General features: G+C 37.5%; 19 protein-coding genes. 3 read left to right on the top strand and 16 right to left on the bottom strand.

The genetic code is table 11. The features are described 5' to 3' along the window. Positions 1-5: 5 nt before the first annotated feature. From EES38_RS04510 to ubiT, 10 genes are all read right to left on the bottom strand, one after another. Complete coding sequence (locus tag EES38_RS04510; protein WP_124935998.1) at positions 6-926, bottom strand: glycosyl transferase; 921 nt, start codon at positions 924-926, stop codon at positions 6-8. A gap of 63 nt (positions 927-989) precedes the next feature. Beyond that, positions 990-2114 carry a glycosyltransferase gene (locus EES38_RS04505; RefSeq protein WP_124935997.1) on the bottom strand — a complete coding sequence of 375 codons (1125 nt, stop codon included), beginning with the start codon at positions 2112-2114 and terminating at the stop codon, positions 990-992. 20 nt (positions 2115-2134) lie between these two features. Next, a complete protein-coding gene (locus EES38_RS04500) occupies positions 2135-3217 on the bottom strand; it encodes a polysaccharide pyruvyl transferase family protein (RefSeq protein ID WP_243694166.1) in 1083 nt (360 codons plus the stop codon). 19 nt (positions 3218-3236) lie between these two features. Further along, on the bottom strand, positions 3237-4973 hold the full coding sequence (locus EES38_RS04495; protein WP_124935995.1) for a thiamine pyrophosphate-binding protein: 1737 nt from the start codon (positions 4971-4973) through the stop codon (positions 3237-3239). Between the two features lie 31 nt (positions 4974-5004). Beyond that, complete coding sequence (locus EES38_RS04490) at positions 5005-5856, bottom strand: SDR family NAD(P)-dependent oxidoreductase (RefSeq protein ID WP_124935994.1); 852 nt, start codon at positions 5854-5856, stop codon at positions 5005-5007. Beyond that, positions 5853-7367 carry an MATE family efflux transporter gene (locus tag EES38_RS04485; protein WP_208020400.1) on the bottom strand — a complete coding sequence of 505 codons (1515 nt, stop codon included), beginning with the start codon at positions 7365-7367 and terminating at the stop codon, positions 5853-5855. The genes EES38_RS04490 and EES38_RS04485 overlap by 4 nt, the downstream gene beginning before the upstream one ends. A gap of 546 nt (positions 7368-7913) precedes the next feature. Then, positions 7914-8363, bottom strand: coding sequence for a ribosomal protein S18-alanine N-acetyltransferase (gene rimI / locus EES38_RS04480; RefSeq protein WP_124935993.1), 450 nt, complete (start codon positions 8361-8363; stop codon positions 7914-7916). A 5-nt stretch (positions 8364-8368) separates the two neighbouring features. Continuing rightward, positions 8369-8776, bottom strand: coding sequence for a DNA polymerase III subunit psi (locus EES38_RS04475; protein WP_124935992.1), 408 nt, complete (start codon positions 8774-8776; stop codon positions 8369-8371). A 39-nt stretch (positions 8777-8815) separates the two neighbouring features. Further along, positions 8816-9277 carry a GNAT family N-acetyltransferase gene (locus EES38_RS04470; protein WP_124935991.1) on the bottom strand — a complete coding sequence of 154 codons (462 nt, stop codon included), beginning with the start codon at positions 9275-9277 and terminating at the stop codon, positions 8816-8818. Then, on the bottom strand, positions 9261-9797 hold the full coding sequence (gene ubiT / locus EES38_RS04465; RefSeq protein ID WP_124935990.1) for a ubiquinone anaerobic biosynthesis accessory factor UbiT: 537 nt from the start codon (positions 9795-9797) through the stop codon (positions 9261-9263). Before ubiT ends, EES38_RS04470 begins: the two co-directional genes overlap by 17 nt. Before the next feature lie 183 nt (positions 9798-9980). Between ubiT and EES38_RS04460 the strand changes: the two genes are divergently transcribed. The 3 genes from EES38_RS04460 (at position 9981) to EES38_RS04450 (ending at position 14031) form a co-directional block, all read left to right on the top strand. Next, complete coding sequence (locus tag EES38_RS04460) at positions 9981-12035, top strand: bifunctional diguanylate cyclase/phosphodiesterase (RefSeq protein WP_124935989.1); 2055 nt, start codon at positions 9981-9983, stop codon at positions 12033-12035. A gap of 94 nt (positions 12036-12129) precedes the next feature. Next, a complete protein-coding gene (gene ubiU, locus EES38_RS04455; protein WP_124935988.1) occupies positions 12130-13134 on the top strand; it encodes a ubiquinone anaerobic biosynthesis protein UbiU in 1005 nt (334 codons plus the stop codon). A gap of 12 nt (positions 13135-13146) precedes the next feature. Further along, complete coding sequence (locus EES38_RS04450; protein ID WP_124935987.1) at positions 13147-14031, top strand: U32 family peptidase; 885 nt, start codon at positions 13147-13149, stop codon at positions 14029-14031. Here EES38_RS04450 and EES38_RS04445 read toward each other — a convergent pair. From EES38_RS04445 to rbfA, 6 genes are all read right to left on the bottom strand, one after another. Next, positions 14005-15336 (bottom strand): MATE family efflux transporter, encoded by a 1332-nt coding sequence (locus tag EES38_RS04445; protein ID WP_124935986.1) that lies wholly within the window; start codon positions 15334-15336, stop codon positions 14005-14007. The two genes, EES38_RS04450 and EES38_RS04445, sit on opposite strands and share 27 nt — an antisense overlap. An 87-nt stretch (positions 15337-15423) precedes the next feature. Beyond that, positions 15424-16323: a lipoprotein NlpI gene (gene nlpI / locus EES38_RS04440; protein WP_439333237.1), complete on the bottom strand. Its 900-nt coding sequence runs from the start codon at positions 16321-16323 to the stop codon at positions 15424-15426. 110 nt (positions 16324-16433) lie between these two features. Next, positions 16434-18572 (bottom strand): polyribonucleotide nucleotidyltransferase, encoded by a 2139-nt coding sequence (pnp, locus tag EES38_RS04435; protein ID WP_124935985.1) that lies wholly within the window; start codon positions 18570-18572, stop codon positions 16434-16436. 322 nt (positions 18573-18894) lie between these two features. After that, on the bottom strand, positions 18895-19164 hold the full coding sequence (gene rpsO, locus EES38_RS04430; RefSeq protein ID WP_124935984.1) for a 30S ribosomal protein S15: 270 nt from the start codon (positions 19162-19164) through the stop codon (positions 18895-18897). 129 nt (positions 19165-19293) lie between these two features. After that, entirely contained in the window at positions 19294-20247 is a 954-nt protein-coding gene (truB, locus tag EES38_RS04425; RefSeq protein ID WP_124935983.1) for a tRNA pseudouridine(55) synthase TruB, read from the bottom strand. Continuing rightward, positions 20247-20642, bottom strand: a complete 396-nt coding sequence (gene rbfA, locus EES38_RS04420) for a 30S ribosome-binding factor RbfA (RefSeq protein ID WP_124935982.1) — start codon at positions 20640-20642, stop codon at positions 20247-20249. The genes truB and rbfA overlap by 1 nt, the downstream gene beginning before the upstream one ends. Between the last annotated feature and the right edge of the window lie 95 nt (positions 20643-20737).

The following is a 20737-nucleotide window of genomic DNA, read 5'->3' as shown; positions in this document are numbered from 1 at the left end:
CCATCTCACTTAATTAACTTCAATAAATCAAAATGTTCAAACACATCTTTAATTTGTGAATTATTACCGCCGTTCATAACATTTTGATGAAATAGTGAAATATCTTGCCCCATAGGAATTTCAATAAAATCGTGCTCATATCCATTCCTTGGTCTTATTAATTTAGACATACGATTATTACGTAGTGACATGGCCTTGAACCATATATCATCACCGTGTGGTGCTAACTTTGAAGCAAGCTCGTAATTCAATACATCTTGGTGTAATGAATCTACAGGATATAATACACCTCCAACACCAGTGGGGAAAATAAGCTTAGAAGCTTGTGTATCATTACTATCCAAATCCCATTTGCTATATTTTTCTACATTTCCATTCTTGTCAAATTGAATCTTATGCCCTCTGTATGCAAGAACAGTCTCTGGACTTTTCTTAAGTTCCTTTTCAAAACCTTCAATAAAATAACAAGGATAGAGAATATCATCATCAACAGTAATAATATTAGAATTGGGACTCTCGGCTAAGCAAAATAACAGTTTCTTATAAGATTTAAAATTAGGAACAAACTTTATTTCAAGACCTCTTTTAGTTAAATTCTTTAACATGAGAGGGATATTATCAAGATCAAACTCATTCTCATCCAACCATAATATAATCCTATTTGGCTTTATGGTTTGATTTCCTAGAGATTCAATCACTAAATGAACTTGATATATTCTTTTTGAATAAGTCGTTAAACTAACAACCATATTTGAATTGCTATCTTTTTCAATAAGTAAGCTTTCATTTTCAAGGCATCGAATCTCATAGTAGTCGCATTTACTTTTTGCTCTTATTAAAAGATCTATATTGTCTAATTTAACAAAAAACCTTTTTCTTACTATTTTCTCTAAATAAGTCTTAGCTTTTAATAAATATTTTTTCATAAGGATTTTATTTCACTTATTGATAATTTACTGAATTACATTCATCTTGAATACTAGAAAAAATTATCTGTTGATATTTTCAAGAACCAGTTTAACTCTTGAATCCCATCTATTTTTTCTTGCTAATTCTTGGCGACGGTCAACTTTATACTGATCATTTTTCTCTAGCTCATTTTTTATCCCACTAATAAAATGAGCTTTATCTTCAGCTAGAGTTACAAGCTCAGAAATGCTATCACTTATATCACATGGTACGGTGACGACAGGCAAGCCTCGTGAAAAATATTCTACGATTTTTAGCGGATTTCTGTACGAATTAAATTCATTGATAATGTAAGGACAAATACCAATTGAAAATTCATCTATATAAGAACTCAAATCATTATAGTCAATGTAGCCAATTAGATTTATATTTTTATATTGTCTCGATAGTTCTAATACGTTATCATTTTTAACACCGCCAATAAGACGTAATTCATATTGAGGGAAATTCACTGCAATTTCTTCCAATAATTCACTATCGAATGTTTTATCAACTTGTCCTACAAAACCAATTACTTTATTGTTCCTTAATCTACTTATATCTTGTTTTTTTAAATCCAATGTATTTGATATAGCATTTGGGTAGTAAATTACTTTATCTGCAGTATATCTTTTATAATCTCTAAATAATCTTGCACTACAAATTAGTGACATCTCACTCTCTTCAATACATTTTTTTACAATAAGATCGAAATTAGGCGAATGAGAAAAACTATACGTTTTATCTGCTTTATAATTATCATAGTGCAAATATATATACGGCCCTAATTCACTCAGATAAATATATTGATCAGGCTTATAAAACCAAGTATACGTCTCACCATCCATTCCGTATTTCCTTTTAGAAAAATACACTTGTAATTTTATAGGTAAGACAACAGTAATATACATAAGTGTTTTTGATTTCGTTGCTAACCTCAAAGGAAGTAACGAAAATAGGTTATGAATTTTTATATTATTCTTCGTAGCTTTATCTAGTGCTCTTTCCTTCCCTAAAATTCTTTTCATAAAATATGAAAATAGAAATCTTATAGAAGTAAAATATACTATTTTTAAGTCTCTATTTTGGTCAGCAAAAGATTCGATTTCATTTCTACGATGAAAAGTACTAAAATCTGAAGCGATTGAAAAAAAACACAAGTTCATTCATAACCTACTTATAATTATCAAACTAAAGAACTAGTCAAATAGTCAACTGACTTTTCTCTCAGATCATTTAGCTTAGTTTCTACAATACTAAAATCTATATCTTCTAATGTAGCTTGTTCTAAGCTATCAATATGTCTGTCACTCAACCCCACAGATTTTAGTAATCCAGCAGATCTCAAGTCTACTCCATTATTAAATTTCATCGTATAAAACGGCTTATTATTAATTATTGAAAATACTGTACCATGAAAACTTGAAGTAACTACAAAAGTAGCATTTAAAAATAATGATAGAAAATCTTCAGGAGATGCTGTTGTAACGTAATCTTTTGGTACACTCATACTAATTTTAGACGATATAACTTTCACAGATAAATTGAATCTATTTTTCAATAAATCTAGTACATCTGGTGTAAGTTTATTTTTTTCCACTTCATAAACTAATATATACTTTTCGTTATTGTATTTTTCACTCGTAACTTGCGCCCACTCTTCTTTATTCAACAAAAGAGTGGGATCAAGATTAATAACAGGCTCAAGTGAAAAATGGTTTTCTATTGCTTCAGCTAAACTAGGCTCTCTTACTCCAATCGCTTTCAATGTGTTTAACTTTGATAAAAATTCATTATTGAAATTTTTATCTTCCATACCATTTCCCATACTGCCCGCATAGGAAATAACATTATCACACACTAAATTTGGATGAATACCGAAGTAAATTGGATCATACCCTTTTGTAATATTAGGATTCCATATTTGATCACTTCCAAGAACAACATTCTTGAATTCAAATTTATTTTCAGTAATATCAATTGAAGATAGATATTTTTTTATAAAGTTATGAAAACCAATATAACGTTTAGTTATTCTATTATAGTTCAATATTAATCGAACTATATATCTTATGAAATTCTTTACACCTAATTTTTTATAATCTGGTATAAGACGGTACTTCTTATCAATTTCATTATTACTATTGATAAAACTCACATCGTAACCCAAGCTATTTAATTTATACTGTAAAGCATACGCTTGCATAACTGCTCCATAATTATGAGCTTTATTGAATGTTATAATACCAGTCTTATTTTTATTCATCATTTGCGTCACTATATCTCTTTTATCTTCTCAAGATCGTTTTTACAGTCTTCAACCCTTTATTCCCTAATATTTTTTTTGTTTTAGCCTTCATTTTAAGGTCATTATCTTGCTGAATATTTAACATTTTTTCTAAAGCTAAACTTTCATCATAAGAATCAGTAAACACTTCAAAAACGATAGATTTATTAACTTTTTCATCAACAAACCTTTTGTAACTTAATCTAAAAGCTTCTTTACTATTTGCTGAAATATACTCAAAGCCTAATGATTCTACGAAATTCTTTGCTAGCGATTTAGATTTATTTCCAAAATGACCGGCAGCAGCTATATATTCATCCGCAGATTCTTTAAAGTATGCGGCCTGATGATTAGAGTTTCTAAATTCAGTTCCTTTACCATTATTGATAATTAGAATTCGTAGATTATTACCCACATGTCTATTACCTAGTGAGTTCATATCATAGAAAAATGCCAAGTCCCCTAGAACACAAAAACAAAGTCTATTAGGCGATGCAAGTGATGCCCCTATGACTGCCGACAGAATACCATCCGTACCAAATCCACCGACATTAGTATTAGTAGTGATAGTTTTATCTACCTCGAAGAAATTCCATGACCTCAAACTATTAAGAATACCAAAATGTAAGACACTTCCGTCTGGGATTTTGTTATGTAACTGCGACGCTACCCAAATATTAGACAAAGGAATTTCTGGAATGCGATCTCTCATATCATCTAGTGCTTCTTTGCAACTTTGGAAAAAACTCATCTCTCTTTTTTCGTTGTTGTACGAGTAATGATTAAAAAAATCCTCTTCATTCATTTCAAAGATATATTTAAGCTTTCTGAACGTATCTCGCACTTCACCATCTGGACTAACCCTCCATACTTCGTGACCTATTACAGTGTGACTATAATAATCTCCAGATACTTCTCCTATATGAATTGTTACATCAGGCTTGAAGGCGTCCTTTCTCATTAAAACCTGCCCCCCCACTAAACCAAATAACAATCTGTATTTACCTTTATAACCACTGGTATGATCACAGAAAACTGCGCCATTATTCTCTTCACAAAATTTATCTAAAGCTTCAGTTTCAGACTGGCTCCATTGGGACTTTGAACCTATAAAGATACCAACGCTGCTTTTTAATTTTGGCGATGACTTAAAGTTAGTTATCCGTTGTATATATCTATATTCCGGCATCTTTCCAGTTATAAATGGTAGCTTATACGTAGTTGGTAAATTAATATGCACAGGCCCCCCACCATCTCGGCTTAGTCCTATTAATGCCTTGTTAACCTTAATTTGACAATCCCACAGTTCCTCATCATCTTTTACGATTGGCAAAGTAACCGCTAATTTGGCTATATCGTTTTGAATCGTCTCCCTATCAATTACTTGCGCTACTAAGTGTCCTATTCTTGGGATAGCCTGACACGAAGTTATAGCTAATACAGGTAGTTTTCGGTAATAAGCTTCTGTTAACCCTGGAACATAATTTCTTGATGCTGTAGCGCCAGTACAACTTAAAACTACCGGTTCTCCTGATTCCTGAGCCATACCGCAGGCCATATAGGCTGCTGATCTTTCATCAACAGCTGAATATATATTAAAAAATGGATCACCTTGCAAAGTACCTAATAGCGCTACATTAGTTGCTCCAGGAGAAGCAATTATATTTTTTATCCCATGTTTTTTTAGAAGACAAACAACTACCTGCACATTGATTTCGGGAGAATATTTTTGATTCATAATTACTTCCTAGCTTTCCAATATTTAAAATTCAAAGTGTATAACCACCATCGCATAGTATAGTTTGACCAACAATGAAGTTCGACGAGTCTCCCATTAAGAAACTTGCCAACTCGGCTATTTCTTCGGGTAAGCAGAATCTTTTAGCAATCGTGTAGCTATCATAGATATTTCCACAACTATCTCTACCTAACATCTCGGTCGCAGTTCTTCCTGGGGCAATTCCGTTAACTATAATACCTTTAGATATTAGCTCTTTACCTAATCCTTCCGTCAAACCTACAATATCCCACTTAGTCATACCATAAGGTATTACAGCACCATAAAACCCGCTAGTAGAGGATACGTTAATTATTTTTCCTTTAATTTTTTTCTTTATCCAAATATTAGATAAATGTTGACACATGAAATAAACTGCCTTTGAATTAACAGCATAAGTTTTATCCCATACATCTTCAGTTGTTCTGAATAGTTTTTGATCCAATAACACACCGGCACTATTAATTAATATTTCAACGTCCTGATTTAATATTTCTTGCACTTCATTATATTTTTCTTCAATCAATGAAATATCGCTAACATCCCATTCAATGGTATATAAATTCGGATTATTCAGTTCACGTACCAATGAATCAAGTTTGTTTTTTCTACGACCAGCGATTATTACTATTGCCCCTTCACTGAGAGCCTTTATCGCTATTGCGCGACCAATACCAGATCCACCACCAGTAATTAATACACGTTTTCCACTTAGCGTTTCACCTTTATTAACCGTCTGGATATTAGCGTAAAGTACTCCGCCATCTCGATAACATGTTATGAGAAATTTAAAAAAACCTTTTATCTTACTGGGGAAATTTTTCAGTACATTTATAATTCTCATAAATTAACCTTTGATTTTAAAAAAGTAATAATTTTTATACGCCATTCTCTGTCTAAACCAAAAAAATACATAAACATCGTCGAAACACACCCACTAAAAACTATTATAATAATAGAATTTATAATATTTTCGTCTAACGAAACCTTTAATAAATAAGCAATAGACAAAGGACCAAAGAATATTACGAGCACTGGCTTTATAACAAAGATAAGATAATCTTTTATATTTACCCCCACCAAGCCTTTAACTAAGTATAATCTTATGGCAAACATTAATAAATTTGCAAATATAGCAACTACATAAACAGATTCAGCACTAAATCCATTTTTGAGTGAAAAATAAGAGGCAACCATAATAAAATACTGTATTGTTCCCAGTGTTAATTCATATAGTTTAACACGCCCAGGAGCTCTAGCGGCCGTCGTAATTGGTAGGCTAACTGCAAGAATTAACGCCTCAATTAAAGCTAATCTAGTGAAATTTATCGCCTGAATGGGATAATCACCTAACCATAGAGTTAGTATGAACTTTATTTCTAATATAAGGGGTAACGTAAAAACCCACATAAGAAAGAATGTTAGCTTTGAACCAACGTAGATCAGCTTATTCAATTCTTCAAAATCAGAATCTGCATAGCTCTTTATAATAGGTGGATATAAACCAGTGTTGAATTTATTAGAAAACATATTAACTTGAGTAGCGACATTTACTGCTATAGCTCTTGCTGCAACTATTGTTGGATTAAAGAACTGATTGAGCATAACAGTTATTGCTTGATTTCTTGCAACATTTGATAAGGCTCCAAAAAATGTCCACCCGGTGAAAGATAGTACATCTTTTGCTAGACTATAATCCCAATATATTTTTTTAAATTGGCATTCTTCATACTTGTAAACACACACTACTACTAATAATAAGAAATTCATAACCGAAACTATCAGTAATAGTAAGCCGTATAATTCTAGTTTATCAAAATCAATAAGTTGCAAGACAAATACAGATAATAACTTAAGCAGAGCTTCGAATATAGAAAGAAGAGCATATAGCTTCATATCCTCATGAGCTATGAAAATTGATACTAGTGGTGTTATTAATATCGTAAAAAAAAATGTCAAAGCTGAGTAATGATATAGAACAACTGCAGATTCTTTCCTTTCCAAAGGTACATTAAGATATTGTGAGACATACCACGTTCCCACACCTTCTAGCAGGATCAGAGCAACACCACCAATTAAAAAGTACAATACTAAATTTACACTAAATGTTTTCTTTAATAATTTTGTATCTTTTTTACCCAATGCAAATGAAAAATACCTTTGCGTTGCTGATGCCATAGTTCCGCCAACAAAAGTACACAATGCAACAATACTTGCCACTACACTATATATACCATAATCCTGAATACCTAGTTCGTCTAACACAATCCTTAGAGTGTATAGACTAACGACAATTAGCAGAATCTGCCTTCCATATAGCATCATTGTATTTGAGAATACTTGTGTATTTTTCATGTATTTATCAATTTCTCTGTAATTAAAAGGATGTTTAATATCAAGTTTAGCTTTACTTTACATGGATTATGTTAGTAATAATTATTACTAAAAAACAGCTTAACAATCAGCTCTAAATGCAATATGCCACCTTACGCTACCGCCCTTAGGTTTACAGCACCCCACAGGCATAAATCTTTCCATATTTCGCTTTTATAGTTGACTATTTTTGTCTTTTTATTACAAAACGAGAGCTTTATCGAGCGACAAAAATTGACTTAGCTCATTATGAGTTAAACTTAAGAATCAATTCAATCACAAGTCGGGTAGGATTTTTTTTAAAAGGAACAAGTCTCAAATGTGATACACATAATTGAGATTACATAATTTTACTGGCTTAAATCAGATAGATGTCACGACGACAAACTCAACTTAGCGCATATCAATGTTGAGAAATAGAGTATCGCATTGAAAAGACTGACATCAATAAACTCATGACGAATTATCTTTGATAACTTTAGATAAGAATAAAACTAAACTCGTCCTGTTTGTAGTTTTATTTCAAAACTAGTCGATGTACAGACTCATTATGATTGCATCCTCTCTACCTCCATCTTTGCAGGGATAATAACCAGAACGAATGTCGACATCATTAAACTCAAGGGAATGATAAAGTGATTGAGCTGTTTTATTACTGCTCCTCACTTCCAGCCAAATACTCTCAGCACCACATTTCCTTGCCTCATCAATTAGATGTTGCAACAGAACCTTTCCATATCCTTTGCCCTGATGCTGTTTCGCAATAGCAATATTGAGAAGACTTATCTCACCAACGATATTTTGCGCATAATAGTAGCCAAGAACATGCCCATCACTGTCACTCATTACGTGATGTAATGCACCTCTACTATCTAAATCATACACTGTTTTTTTTGACCATGGATTCATATGGACATCACTTTCAATGCCCCAAACTTGAGCCAGATGTTGAGGTAATAGTCGAGTAATTTTTGTCATATCATTCAGGATTTACGCGTAGAAATCTGTTGCCAGAGTTGGCGTTTAGCTGCGGTATTACCATCCACTTCGTAGAGGTAAGGGGAAATAAGAATCGGGTTTACAAGCGTGGCCAAAGAGTCTGGCTTGGAACATCCACAGAACCATAACCACGTTGTATCGCTAAGCATACTTATTAACGAAAGATCATCGGGATATACATGTTTTATCTCGGCAAGAGTAACATCAAAACTGGACAATACCTTTTCTAAGAATACAATCTCATTTTCAGATGGCATAGAACTACTCACAAATAATAGCTTGCAATCAGATTCGACCTTAATAGTGTCTTGCAGATGTCCAGTCATGATTTGGGGGCGAGTAAGTCGCCAACATTCAACACCCATTTCAGTTAGATAACTAAGTTTATCCACCTAATCCTCTTTGATCTTATCGTATTCTTAGTGATTTTATCAGAAGCTATTGACGTTTATCCACTTCAACCAATCTTGATTTTCGAGAATGCTATTAGACCCATCATCAGTTCCCCAAAGGTTGTCTCCATATTTTGCAAAACCGTATTTTTCTAATGCACTACCATCACCAGAAATAAAGCAGGCGCTGTAACCTAACTCGAATAATGTGGAAATACCATCATTGATAAGGTCATACTGAATATCGCCTTCACAATCCTTTCCTAACGTAATTGGCGTCATAATTTGCCATCCATTTTCATACCCATCAATGAGAACGGGTAGAAAAGCGACATGAGCGACAAGCTCGCCATCATCATTACAAGCCACTAATGATAACGTAATTTTGCCACCTTCCCTTAGCTCCATTAAAGACGATGCGAATTGACTGTCGGAGTTATGTTGGCTAATGAGATTATCGATAGGCAGAATATCAGCTGGAGCCTCAGTACGGATAAGCATTTTGTTTCCTAGATATACGATTCGATGGATTTTCTATTCCTTTATACACGAACTCTGCCAGTTCTCGAATAGGCAACTGAATATATTTCGGTAAATGCTCGAAATCGATGTTGTCGAGGATATTTTTAACCTCAAGGCCTAACTCGGTATCACCTTCAATAATAAGGCGTCGTTGGAAAAATAGGGTATCTGGATCTTCCATTCTGCCAACAATCAAAACAAGATCATTGAGATTTCCACGGAATGTAACATCGGGAGTAATGTCTGGAGAGAGACTATCTACAACAAGCCTGCCCTGTTTAAAACTAATCAGTTTATATAGGTTGAGATCATCTATACCAACTTTAAGCCACTTACCCTCGAGAAAGTCAAAATCTCCTTCTTGAATTCCTTCTCGACACACCGATTCAAGCAAGGATATAACAATCTTCTGTTGCACAACTTCTGGTATAAATTGGACTGGAGATCTCAAAAATAACGCTGAATTTTCGACTATCAACCTTTGTATATTGTATATCACACCTATTCTCCGATATTTTCGTTCTTTAGTCGCTATACTATGCAAAGTACTAAAGGAATTAGGTGCTCAAAATCAAATTTAGTGGGTATACACACACTTTATTCTCTCACTAAACAAAGTTATAGTATGGAACGCTCCTTAGGTCAGTGCTGCGATATTTAGTCGTGTTTAGGATGTCTTTTAGTGCCAATATCTCAAGAACTTAAAGCTTGGTTTTCTGATTTAACCGATAACAGCCCATTTTTCTTCTCTTTATTAAGTGAAGAGCTAAAGTATGTATCCGTCAGTAAACGTTATGAACAAGTAACCGGGTTAACCGGGGATGAGCTCATCGGTCAAAATGACATAAAAGTGTTTGGACAAAATTTTTATAACCAAATATCCCCACTATACGATAGGGCATTAGGTGGAGAGGTTGTTGAGTCAGAAATATCATTCAAACTGAATGATATTGAACAAACACTGTATTGTGTGTGCTTTCCCACGACAATATCCAATAAGCAGATCATCGTATTTCAGGGTGTGGATGTTTCAGAAAGAAGTATTCTCTCGTCGGCACTTATCGAATCAGAGAAGAAGTTTAACTCTCTTCTCCATTCCGTAACTGACGGCGTTATCCTCGCAGATGACAACGCTATATTAGCGATGAATCTATCTGCCACTAATTTGTTGGGACATGAGTCGACTCAGGAATTACTAGGAGAAAATCTGAACTCCCTTTTCATAGATCCCAAAACTAACCAAAAATTCACCAGCAATATAATCGAACTAGTCAAACGAACCTCCCCACTAACCTGTATTACGAGTCCGCTGTGTGGTTCGGATAAAACACTGGAAATACGCTATAGCAAGGCTTCACTGCTTGGTACCTCTCTTGACTTTGTGATGATTCGAGATCATTTACCTGAACAAAATATCGAAAGGCCGTCTGATAAAAGTGATACACCATCAGAGCTTACTATTGATGGGCTAACTGGTTTATATAACCGCAGCGGTTTTATAAAAAGACTTGATAGATTTATTAAAGATCAGACACCACTGATCTTATTTTATTTAGATATTGATAATTTCAAGAGTATTAATGATTCACTCGGCCATAGTATCGGTGATAAAGTCATTAGAGAAATATCGGCGAGGTTAAAACGAATCGTTCCTTCGAATGCGGTTCTGGGTCATCTTGGAGCCGATGAGTTCGCAATTATTCTTCCTGAACCAGAAATGGCACAATTGGATGAGCAGTTGTCTGAGAAAATAATCTCTTTAATCAATCAGCCTTTTAATCTTAATTATTTCAGTAAACGACTCGCTTGCTCTATTGGTACAGTAGCTTTCCCTGAAAATGGTACCGATGGGAGAAGCTTGTTACAAAATGCAGATACAGCCATGTTCGAAGCCAAAGCCAGAGGACGGAATCGGATGATCGCGTTCAATGAGCAAATGAATAAAGAAGCTCGGACAAAACTTTGGTTAGAAATCGAATTACAAAAAGCGCTACAACAGAATGGCTTAGAAGTCTGGTATCAACCCAAAGTCAGTGCGAAAGACTACAGCATCAATGGAGCAGAAGCGCTTGTTCGCTGGAAACACCCAGTGGAAGGATATATAAGTCCAGGGGCATTTATTCCTATGGCTGAAAAGGCTGGACTAATAGAACAAGTAGGTAGAGTTGTTATGCGCGAAGTCTTTGCCACAGTAAAACGCTGGCGACAACAAAAAATCCTACCAGGCCGGGTAGCCATTAACTTATCGCCAGAACAATTTGGAAACCCAAAGCTGATTGATTACATGGAGCAGCTATTAAAGTCTACCAAGCTTGACCCAGCCTGCATTACATTCGAGTTAACCGAAAGTGCTGTAATGAGCGATAGTGCTCACACTCTGCAAATGCTAAACGCGATCAAAAACTTAGGTTTTACGCTATCTATTGATGACTTTGGTACCGGCTATTCGTCCCTTTCTTATTTAGCTCGTTTTCCAATAAATGAATTAAAAATAGATAGAGCGTTTATTAGTGACGTTGATACATTACCTAAGCAGGTTACCGTAATAGAAAATATCATTAACCTTGGAAAGTCGCTTAGTTTAAGTGTGGTTGCCGAAGGCGTCGAAACCCAGAGCCAAGCTCAATTACTATCAAGTTTAAACTGCAACTCCATTCAGGGTTTTCATTTCTATCGACCTCAGCCCAAAAATGAAATTGAAATTCTATTCGCCAAACAAACAAGGCGCCGACACTAGAAATTTTAGTGAATAACCTGCCTGATATCAAACTATAGAGACTGGCTTTTACCTAGAATACATAGTCTTGGTAAACCAACTATAGTTTTGTTTTATGGAACTACTCTGTCCTGCGGGAAGTTTACCCGCGCTCAAAGCTGCAATAGATAATGGTGCTGATACTGTTTATATTGGCTTTAAAGACGACACTAACGCTCGTCACTTTGCTGGACTTAACTTCAGCGGGCGTCGATTAGAAAATGCGGTAAATTACGTTCAGAAGAATAGAAAGAAGCTGAATGTCGCCATCAATACTTTTGCTCATCCAGAACGCTTTAGTCATTGGAGCGCAGCCGTTGATCAAGCTGCTGATATCGGTGCCAATGCTCTCATTGTCGGAGACATCGCGGTTCTCGATTATGCTTCAACAAAATACCCTTCTCTAGATCTCCATCTATCGGTTCAAGCCTCTGCAACCAATCGAGCCTCTATTGAGTATTATACTCAGAACTTCAATGTGAAAAGAGTCGTTCTTCCTCGGGTTCTTTCCATTCAACAAGTGCGGCAGTTATCTGAAGAATTAAAGGATAAAGTTGAAATTGAAGTTTTTGCTTTTGGTAGCTTATGCATTATGTCAGAAGGTCGGTGTTACCTCTCGTCATATCTCACGGGGGAATCACCAAATACGGTAGGCGCATGCTCTCCTGCACGCTTCGTTCGTTGGCAGGAAACAGAGCAAGGTTTGGAGTCTCGTCTAAATAATATATTGATAGATAGATATGCAAGAGGCGAAAATGCAGGTTATCCGACACTGTGTAAAGGGCGCTTCTGCTCTGCCCAAAAAGAGAACTACCATGCTTTAGAAGAGCCAACTAGCCTCAATACACTTGATTTACTTCCTACGTTATTCGATGCAGGTATTGCCTCAGTAAAAATAGAAGGTAGACAACGTAGCCCCGCTTATGTCGCTCAAGTCACTAAAGTTTGGAGAGAAGCCATAGATTCGTGTAAACGAAATAGTAAGAGCTTTTTAGTTCAAAAAGATTGGGATACGTCTTTAGCTAACCTATCTGAGGGCTCACAGACAACGCTCGGTGCTTATCAGCGCAAATGGCAGTAGTAAGGAAGTAACATGAAATACTCATTAGGTCCGATTCTTTATTTCTGGCCAAAACTAGATATCGAAAAATTCTATCAGTCAGCAGCCAATAGCGAAGCGGATATTATCTATCTTGGAGAAACAGTTTGTTCCAAGCGGCGGGAGCTAAAGTTTGAGAACTGGCTAGATCTGGCTAAATCACTTTCCACTTCAGGTAAGCAAATTATCTTATCAACAATGGCATTATTAGAATCTGGAAAAGAGATAGATACAATAAAACGCTACGTCGATAATGGCGACTTTTTAGTCGAAGCGAACGATATGGCCGCGATTCAGCTTGCTTATGAAAGTCGGGTTCCCTTCGTTGCTGGAAACGCCATCAATGTTTATAACGCTCAAGCCGTTAGACTTCTTCTTAAACAAGGAATGACACGCTGGTGTATGCCTGTTGAGCTATCTAGAGATTGGCTAATTAAGACTCTCCAGCAGTGTGATGATATGGGAATCAGAGATAAATTTGAGGTTGAAGTATTAGGTTACGGCTACTTACCACTTGCCTACTCAGCTCGTTGCTTCACAGCTCGAGCGCTTGATAAACCCAAAGATCAATGTAAAAAGTGCTGTATTGATTTTCCTAATGGCATCCAAATTGATAGTCAAGAGGGGCAACCTTTGTTTCGTTTAAATGGGATACAGACACAGTCCGGCTACTGCTATAACTTGGTGAATGATATCCCCGATATGGATGGCTTAGTGGATATCGTGCGTCTAAGTCCTTTAAGTGTCGATACATGTGGCTATATTCACAAATTCAAACAGAATGAAGGTGGACTCTACCCTGAAACGCTATCTGACAAACAATGCAACGGATACTGGCATCAGTTACCGGGCTTAGAAACGCGGAGCTATCGGACCTAGGATCTTAGGAATATCTCTTAATAGTAACGCCCCCACAAATAAGCTGAGCATAATATTGGATAATGGATAAGCCAACCATACCCCATCTAGGGCAAACCATTTTGGTAGTAACCACAGCAGCGGGGGCTGAACGATAATATTTCCAATCGTAATAGCAATCGCCTTTTTGGCACAGTGAACTGACTGATAAAAGGCGGCTGACACAACCAAAAAACCATCAAATGCCAATGCAAATAAATGGATTTTAGCACCCTGGCTTGCCACATCGAATAAGTTATCATCGCTACCAGTGAATACACTCAAAAGTGGCCCGGGGAAAAGGTACAACAATAAATATAGTGTTCCCCCTAAAAGCATGACAATACAAAGTGAAATCTTCAACAACTCCCTGATGGGGGCTAATTTTTCCTCTCCGTAATGAAAGCTGGCTAAAGGTTGCAGGCTATTCGCAACACCTTCGATTGTTAAATAGTAAAACGTAACAAAATACCCAAGAACGGCATATGCTCCCAAAGCGGTTGTTCCGCCATACCAACTAAACTGGCTGTTATGTAGCCCAACCATAACACCCCAATACAGATACATGAACAAGCTAGAGAGTCCAATAGCAACAATTCGAAGCATGATTGTCAGGGAAAATTTAATGTCCCTAAAATGCAAACGTAATGTGGCTCTATCAGAGTAGAAATAGAGGCTACCAAGAATACTCGTCACTGACTGAGCTATGACGGTTGCTATCGCTGCTCCCTGCATATTCATGTGAAAGTAACCAATCAGCAGATAATCCAGAACGATATTGATAGCTGCACCGAATAACATTAATAAAGTTGCTATCACTGGCTTGCCATCGTTACGAATAAAAAATGGAATCGCAGTTGAGCCGATAAGAAAAGGTAAACACCAAATAATAACGTTCAAATATTTATGGCTAAGCTTGATAACATCTTTGTCGGATGTCTGTAGAGAAACTAAGGTAGGGAAAGTGAAATGAAGTAATAAAGCCCCCACTACACTGAAAAGACCGATAAGAATGAATCCATTTGCCAACGTACTCGTTGCCTTATAATGATTCTTTTGACCACGAAATATAGATGCTACAGCGCCCGTGCCTACACCAATCATCAAACCAATCCCGATAATCAAGCTTAAAATCGACCAAACGGTATTAATGGCACCAAGCCCATTCGAGCCAACATAATGACCGATAAAAGCACCATCAATAATCTGATATAAACCGCTCACAAGCATCGCTGCAACGGTTAGTATCATATAGCGGAAGAAACTTTTGACGTGGTGCTCTTTCATTCGATATATCACGATTAATAAAAGGGCGACAAGTATCGTTGATGGCAGAAATAAAAGGCAAGCTAATTTTCACGCTTGCCTTTTATTTTAAGAGGCGTCTTTTTCAGTTTGTTGTTCTTTCAACTGATGATAAATTTTCTCTAATTCTAAAAGGGCATATCTATTTTCGATATACTCATATACATTGAAAGATAAAGCTAGCTTATAGAGTGCAATGGCATCAGCATATTGATGCTCTAATTGATAACGTTTTGCAAGGTAGAAATAGGCTTCTGTCAGGCGTTGAGCTAAAACCGTATTGTCTTTGGTTCCGTTAAGTAATGCTTTAAATACATCACCTTCATCGACCTTGTTTAGCATCATAGCAACCAAGGACCATCCCCAAACATCTGACTTATGTTGCTCGTAGGCTTTAGCAAGATCTGACTTTGCTTTCACTGGGTCTAAATCATTTTCAATAATATACAACCATAACGCATGGAATGGTGCTTCAACATCCTCAGGATGAATCTTCTCTAACGGTTCAATGGCCAACTTAGGTCGCTCGCCATAGTACAGAGCAATTGCTTGGTTTCGTTTGGCATAAACATTATTTTTATCCAGCTCTAATGACGAATCAAACGCTTCATATGCCGAGTCAAACTGTCCCATTTCCGTAAAATAGACACCTAACATGTTAAACACTTCTGACTGTGCAGGATTAAGATCGAGCGAACGCTCGAGATCCAATCTAGACAAGTTTTTTAATCCCACGGCATCGTACAGATTACCACGTTCGAAAAACATTTTTGCTTTGACTTTATCAGGTAAATTATCCCGACCAAGCAATTCAGTCAGCTGAGCTATCTTAACTTCTTTGCCCAAATCTGGTTGAACAGGTCTTGCCATTGGCGGATATAACCAGCGAGTATTTGCGGCTTCGCGACTACCAGACGAGGCGCATCCTAATAAAATAAACGAACTTAGGATGATAGATAACCATTTCACGATGTTGATTTCCTTACCATAAAAAAGGGAGCTCAAGGCTCCCTTTATAACATGCTTTCTTCATAAAAAGCGAACGTGTAGCAAATAACCTACAAACTTCTTACACAGAATTATTCTGCTGAAGTTTCTGGCTTCTCTTCTGCTACCACTTCTTCAGCAGGTTTCTCAACCGCTGCTTTCATGCTTAAACGAATGCGGTTTTGACGATCAATTTCAAGAACTTTAACTTGAACTTCCTGACCTTCTTTAAGGTAGTCAGTTACTTTATCAACACGCTCTTCTGCAATTTGAGAAATGTGTACCAGACCGTCTTTACCAGGCAGAATAGTAACAAATGCACCAAAATCGGCTAGTCGAGCAACTTTACCAGTATAGATACGACCTACTTCGACTTCCGCAGTGATCTCTTCGATACGGCGAATTGCTTCTTTAGCCGCAGTACCTTCTGTAGCTGCAATTTTGATTGTACCGTCATCATCGATTTCAATCGTTGTGCCTGTCTCTTCAGTTAGAGCACGGATAACAGCACCACCTTTACCGATAACGTCTTTGATCTTGTCTGCACTAATTTTCATTGTATGAATACGAGGTGCAAACTGAGAGATGTCTTCACGGGCAGAACCAATTGCTTCATCCATTACAGAAAGGATATGTAGACGAGCACCTTTTGCTTGGTTTAACGCAATCTGCATGATCTCTTTAGTGATACCTTCAATCTTGATATCCATCTGCAGTGCAGTAACACCTGTTGATGTACCCGCTACTTTAAAGTCCATGTCGCCTAGGTGATCTTCATCACCAAGAATGTCAGAAAGAACAACGAAGTCATTCTCTTCTTTAACAAGACCCATTGCGATACCAGCAACAGAAGCTTTAATTGGCACACCTGCGTCCATAAGAGCAAGAGATGAACCACACACTGATGCCATTGAAGATGAGCCATTTGACTCAGTAATTTCAGACACAACGCGAACTGTGTATGGGAACTCGTCGATTGATGGCATTACCGCAGCGATACCACGTTTTGCTAAACGACCATGACCAATTTCACGACGTTTTGGCGAGCCTACAAAACCAGTTTCACCAACACAGTATGGAGGGAAGTTATAGTGAAGTAGGAAGTGATCTTTCTTCTCACCTGTTAGCTCATCAATAATTTGAGCATCACGTTGAGTACCCAATGTTGCAGTTACGATTGCCTGAGTCTCACCACGAGTGAATAGTGCAGAACCGTGAACACGAGGTAGAACACCAGTACGAACGTCAAGAGCACGAACCATGTCCTTTTCGCGGCCATCGATACGAGGAGCACCAGAGATAATACGGCTACGTACCACTGTTTTTTCTAATGAGTGGAAGATCTCTTTCACTTCATTAGTATCAACAGTTTCATCTTGTGCAACTAGCGCTTCAACGACATCATTACGAATCACAGCTACTTGGTCATAACGAGCCATTTTCTCAGTGATCTGATAGGCTTCAGTTAAGCGAGCTTCTGCTAATTGAGCTACTTTCTCTTTAAGAACAGTATTTTCAGCTGGAGCAACCCACTCCCATGCTGGAGTTGCAACTTCCGCAGCAAATTCGTTAATTGCCGTGATAGCAGCTTGTTGTTGGTCGTGACCAAAAACAACTGCAGCAAGCATTTCTTCTTCACTTAGGATGTCTGCTTCTGACTCAACCATTAATACTGCGTTTTCTGTACCCGCAACAACCAAATCAAGACGAGATGATTGTAGCTCAGTTTGGCTAGGGTTCAGAACGAGTTGACCTTCGATATGACCAACGCGAGCGGCTGCGATTGGGCCATTAAATGGAATACCAGAAATTGCTAGCGCAGCTGATGTACCAATCATAGCTGGAATATCAGGCTGAACGTCTGGGTTTACAGCCATTACTGTCGCAATAATTTGAACTTCGTTAGTGAAACCTTCAGGGAAAAGAGGGCGAATTGGACGGTCGATTAGACGAGCAGTCAGTGTTTCACCTTCAGATGGACGACCTTCACGCTTAAAGAAACCACCAGGGATTTTACCTGCAGCATAAGTACGCTCTTGGTAGTTTACAGTGAGAGGGAAAAAGTCCTGACCTTCAACGGCTTCTTTTTTACCGACAACAGAAACAAACACAGATGTGTCGTCCATTGTGACCATAACAGCTGAAGTAGCTTGACGAGCAATAACGCCAGTTTCTAACGTAACGGTATGATTACCGTATTGAAATTTCTTAACGACTGGTTTTTCAAACATTAAATAGTTTCCTTTTTCCGGGTTACCCCAGATAGTGTGTATTAGTACACTCAAGGCATTACGAATCGCGACTAGTAAAAAGAACCTCAGTTTTCAACTAAAGAACATTGACGTGATAATGGACGCTGTTACCAGCATTTTCCAAACGACAAACTTCTTTTTAATAGCCGCGACCATCTGGCCGACTTCGGTGACTGTAATGCAGTGAGTTTTGAATGCTTCAAATCGAGCAAACGGCAGGTAGTATAAACTACTTGGAAGGATTTTTGTTAAATTTAGATACTAAAAAAGGGGCTTTAAGCCCCTTTTTAACAAACTGATCTTAGCGACGTAGGCCTAGACGTTTGATTAGGTCGTGGTAACGATCTAGATCTTTACCTTTTAGGTAGTCTAGAAGTTTACGACGGCTTGAAACCATACGTAGAAGACCACGGCGGCTATGGTGATCGCCTTTGTGCTCTTGGAAGTGACCTTGAAGGTGGTTGATAGAAGCAGTAAGTAGAGCTACTTGAACTTCTGGTGAACCAGTATCGCCTTCGGCACGTGCGTATTCAGCAACGATTGCTGCTTTAGTTTCTGCATTCAGAGACATAATTCTCTCCTGAGAGTTGAGTTTAAGTTTGTGTCAGCCAATCTCTGATTCAGCCAACACGAGGAACGCGGATTATAGAGTATCCACCATTCAGTGTCCAGATGCGTTTGTTAAAACATACAAGGTCACTTAACTGTTTTCTTCACGCCTTACAACAAGACGTTTAGGTGCGATTCGTCCATCGTTATCAATTTCACCCACACCTAAGAAAAGTGAGTTTTCACTTTCCCCTGTTGTAATGCGTACTTGTCCGCAACTTGGTGCCCCAATAACTTGAACAGGCTGACCATGCATCACCATCTCGGCTAACTCAGGGATGATATTGACTTCCACTAAGTTCTCTACTGCTGTATCCATGGGTAGGAGTAACGGATCTAATAATTCTTTAGGTTGACGCTCTTGCTCGTGAGCTTGATTAAGCAACAATTCAAGTTGCTCTAACGTCACCATTTTTTCATATGGGTAATTCGCTACAGCAGTACGGCGCAGCATCGTAACGTGAGCACCACACCCGAGCATTTCACCCAAGTCATCAACGATTGTACGGATATAGGTTCCTTTGGAACAATGAACATTCATTTCAATTTCATCATGTTCAAAACGAACCAATTCGATGTCATAGACGGTTATCTTTCTTGATTCTCTAGGAACCTCGATACCTTCTCGGGCATACTCATAAAGAGGTCTACCCTGATATTTAAGCGCAGAAAACATTGAAGGAATCTGATCGGTCTCTCCCTTGAAAGAAGCGACTTTACTTAAGAGATCATCATATTCAACGTTGACAGGTCGGGTATCAATAATTTCGCCATCAGAATCTGAGGTGTTGGTTCTCTCTCCCAATTTAGCAATCACGGTATAACGCTTGTCGGAATCAAGAAGAAACTGAGAGAACTTCGTCGCTTCACCCAAACAAATTGGCAGCATTCCGGTTGCTAAAGGATCCAAAGCTCCAGTGTGACCGGCTTTTTCTGCAAAATAGAAGCGCTTCACTCTTTGAAGCGCATCATTTGATGAAATACCGGTTGGCTTATCAAGAAGAACAATACCATCAACAGGGCGTCCTTTACGACGTCTTGCCATTATTCGTCCTCTCCACGACCAGATGCTTGTTTCTTCTCATTATCTTTACTTACGACTTCCGATACAAGGTTAGACATTCTCATGCCTTCAACAAGAGTATCATCATAAACAAAGCGAATTTCAGGCGTTAAACGCAAACGAATTTGTTTACCTAATAACATGCGTATATGAGGTTCATGCTCTTTAAGTGCACTTAAGCAGCTCTGCGGGGTTTGCTCGCCAATACATAAGAATGTTACATAAACTTTTGCATAAGCAAGATCTCTAGAAACTTGAACTTCTGAAATTGTAACCATGCCTAAACGTGAATCACGCACTTCACGTTGTAAAATCATGGCTAATTCTTTTTGGAGCTGCTGAGCAACTCGCTGAGTACGACTAAATTCTTTAGACATATCTTCTCTCACTATAGAAAGAATGGGGGGATGGATATACCAGCCCCCCATGGTGCATACAACAACCTATACTGCCACTAGGACAATACTAGTCT

The organism is Vibrio viridaestus (assembly GCF_003856525.1).
In the GTDB taxonomy this organism is placed as follows: domain Bacteria; phylum Pseudomonadota; class Gammaproteobacteria; order Enterobacterales; family Vibrionaceae; genus Vibrio; species Vibrio viridaestus.
The sequence above is the reverse complement of the archived record's forward strand: the minus strand, read 5'-3'. Positions and strand labels throughout refer to the sequence as shown.

Coding starts and splice junctions, on each gene's coding strand:
- EES38_RS04510 (WP_124935998.1), bottom strand. CDS start 926: ATGAAAAAATATTTATTAAAAGCTAAGACTTATTTAGAGAAAATAGTA.
- EES38_RS04505 (WP_124935997.1), bottom strand. CDS start 2,114: ATGAACTTGTGTTTTTTTTCAATCGCTTCAGATTTTAGTACTTTTCAT.
- EES38_RS04500 (WP_243694166.1), bottom strand. CDS start 3,217: ATGATGAATAAAAATAAGACTGGTATTATAACATTCAATAAAGCTCAT.
- EES38_RS04495 (WP_124935995.1), bottom strand. CDS start 4,973: ATGAATCAAAAATATTCTCCCGAAATCAATGTGCAGGTAGTTGTTTGT.
- EES38_RS04490 (WP_124935994.1), bottom strand. CDS start 5,856: ATGAGAATTATAAATGTACTGAAAAATTTCCCCAGTAAGATAAAAGGT.
- EES38_RS04485 (WP_208020400.1), bottom strand. CDS start 7,367: ATGAAAAATACACAAGTATTCTCAAATACAATGATGCTATATGGAAGG.
- rimI (WP_124935993.1), bottom strand. CDS start 8,363: ATGACAAAAATTACTCGACTATTACCTCAACATCTGGCTCAAGTTTGG.
- EES38_RS04470 (WP_124935991.1), bottom strand. CDS start 9,277: ATGCTTATCCGTACTGAGGCTCCAGCTGATATTCTGCCTATCGATAAT.
- ubiU (WP_124935988.1), top strand. CDS start 12,130: ATGGAACTACTCTGTCCTGCGGGAAGTTTACCCGCGCTCAAAGCTGCA.
- EES38_RS04450 (WP_124935987.1), top strand. CDS start 13,147: ATGAAATACTCATTAGGTCCGATTCTTTATTTCTGGCCAAAACTAGAT.
- EES38_RS04445 (WP_124935986.1), bottom strand. CDS start 15,336: ATGAAAGAGCACCACGTCAAAAGTTTCTTCCGCTATATGATACTAACC.
- pnp (WP_124935985.1), bottom strand. CDS start 18,572: ATGTTTGAAAAACCAGTCGTTAAGAAATTTCAATACGGTAATCATACC.
- rpsO (WP_124935984.1), bottom strand. CDS start 19,164: ATGTCTCTGAATGCAGAAACTAAAGCAGCAATCGTTGCTGAATACGCA.
- truB (WP_124935983.1), bottom strand. CDS start 20,247: ATGGCAAGACGTCGTAAAGGACGCCCTGTTGATGGTATTGTTCTTCTT.
- rbfA (WP_124935982.1), bottom strand. CDS start 20,642: ATGTCTAAAGAATTTAGTCGTACTCAGCGAGTTGCTCAGCAGCTCCAA.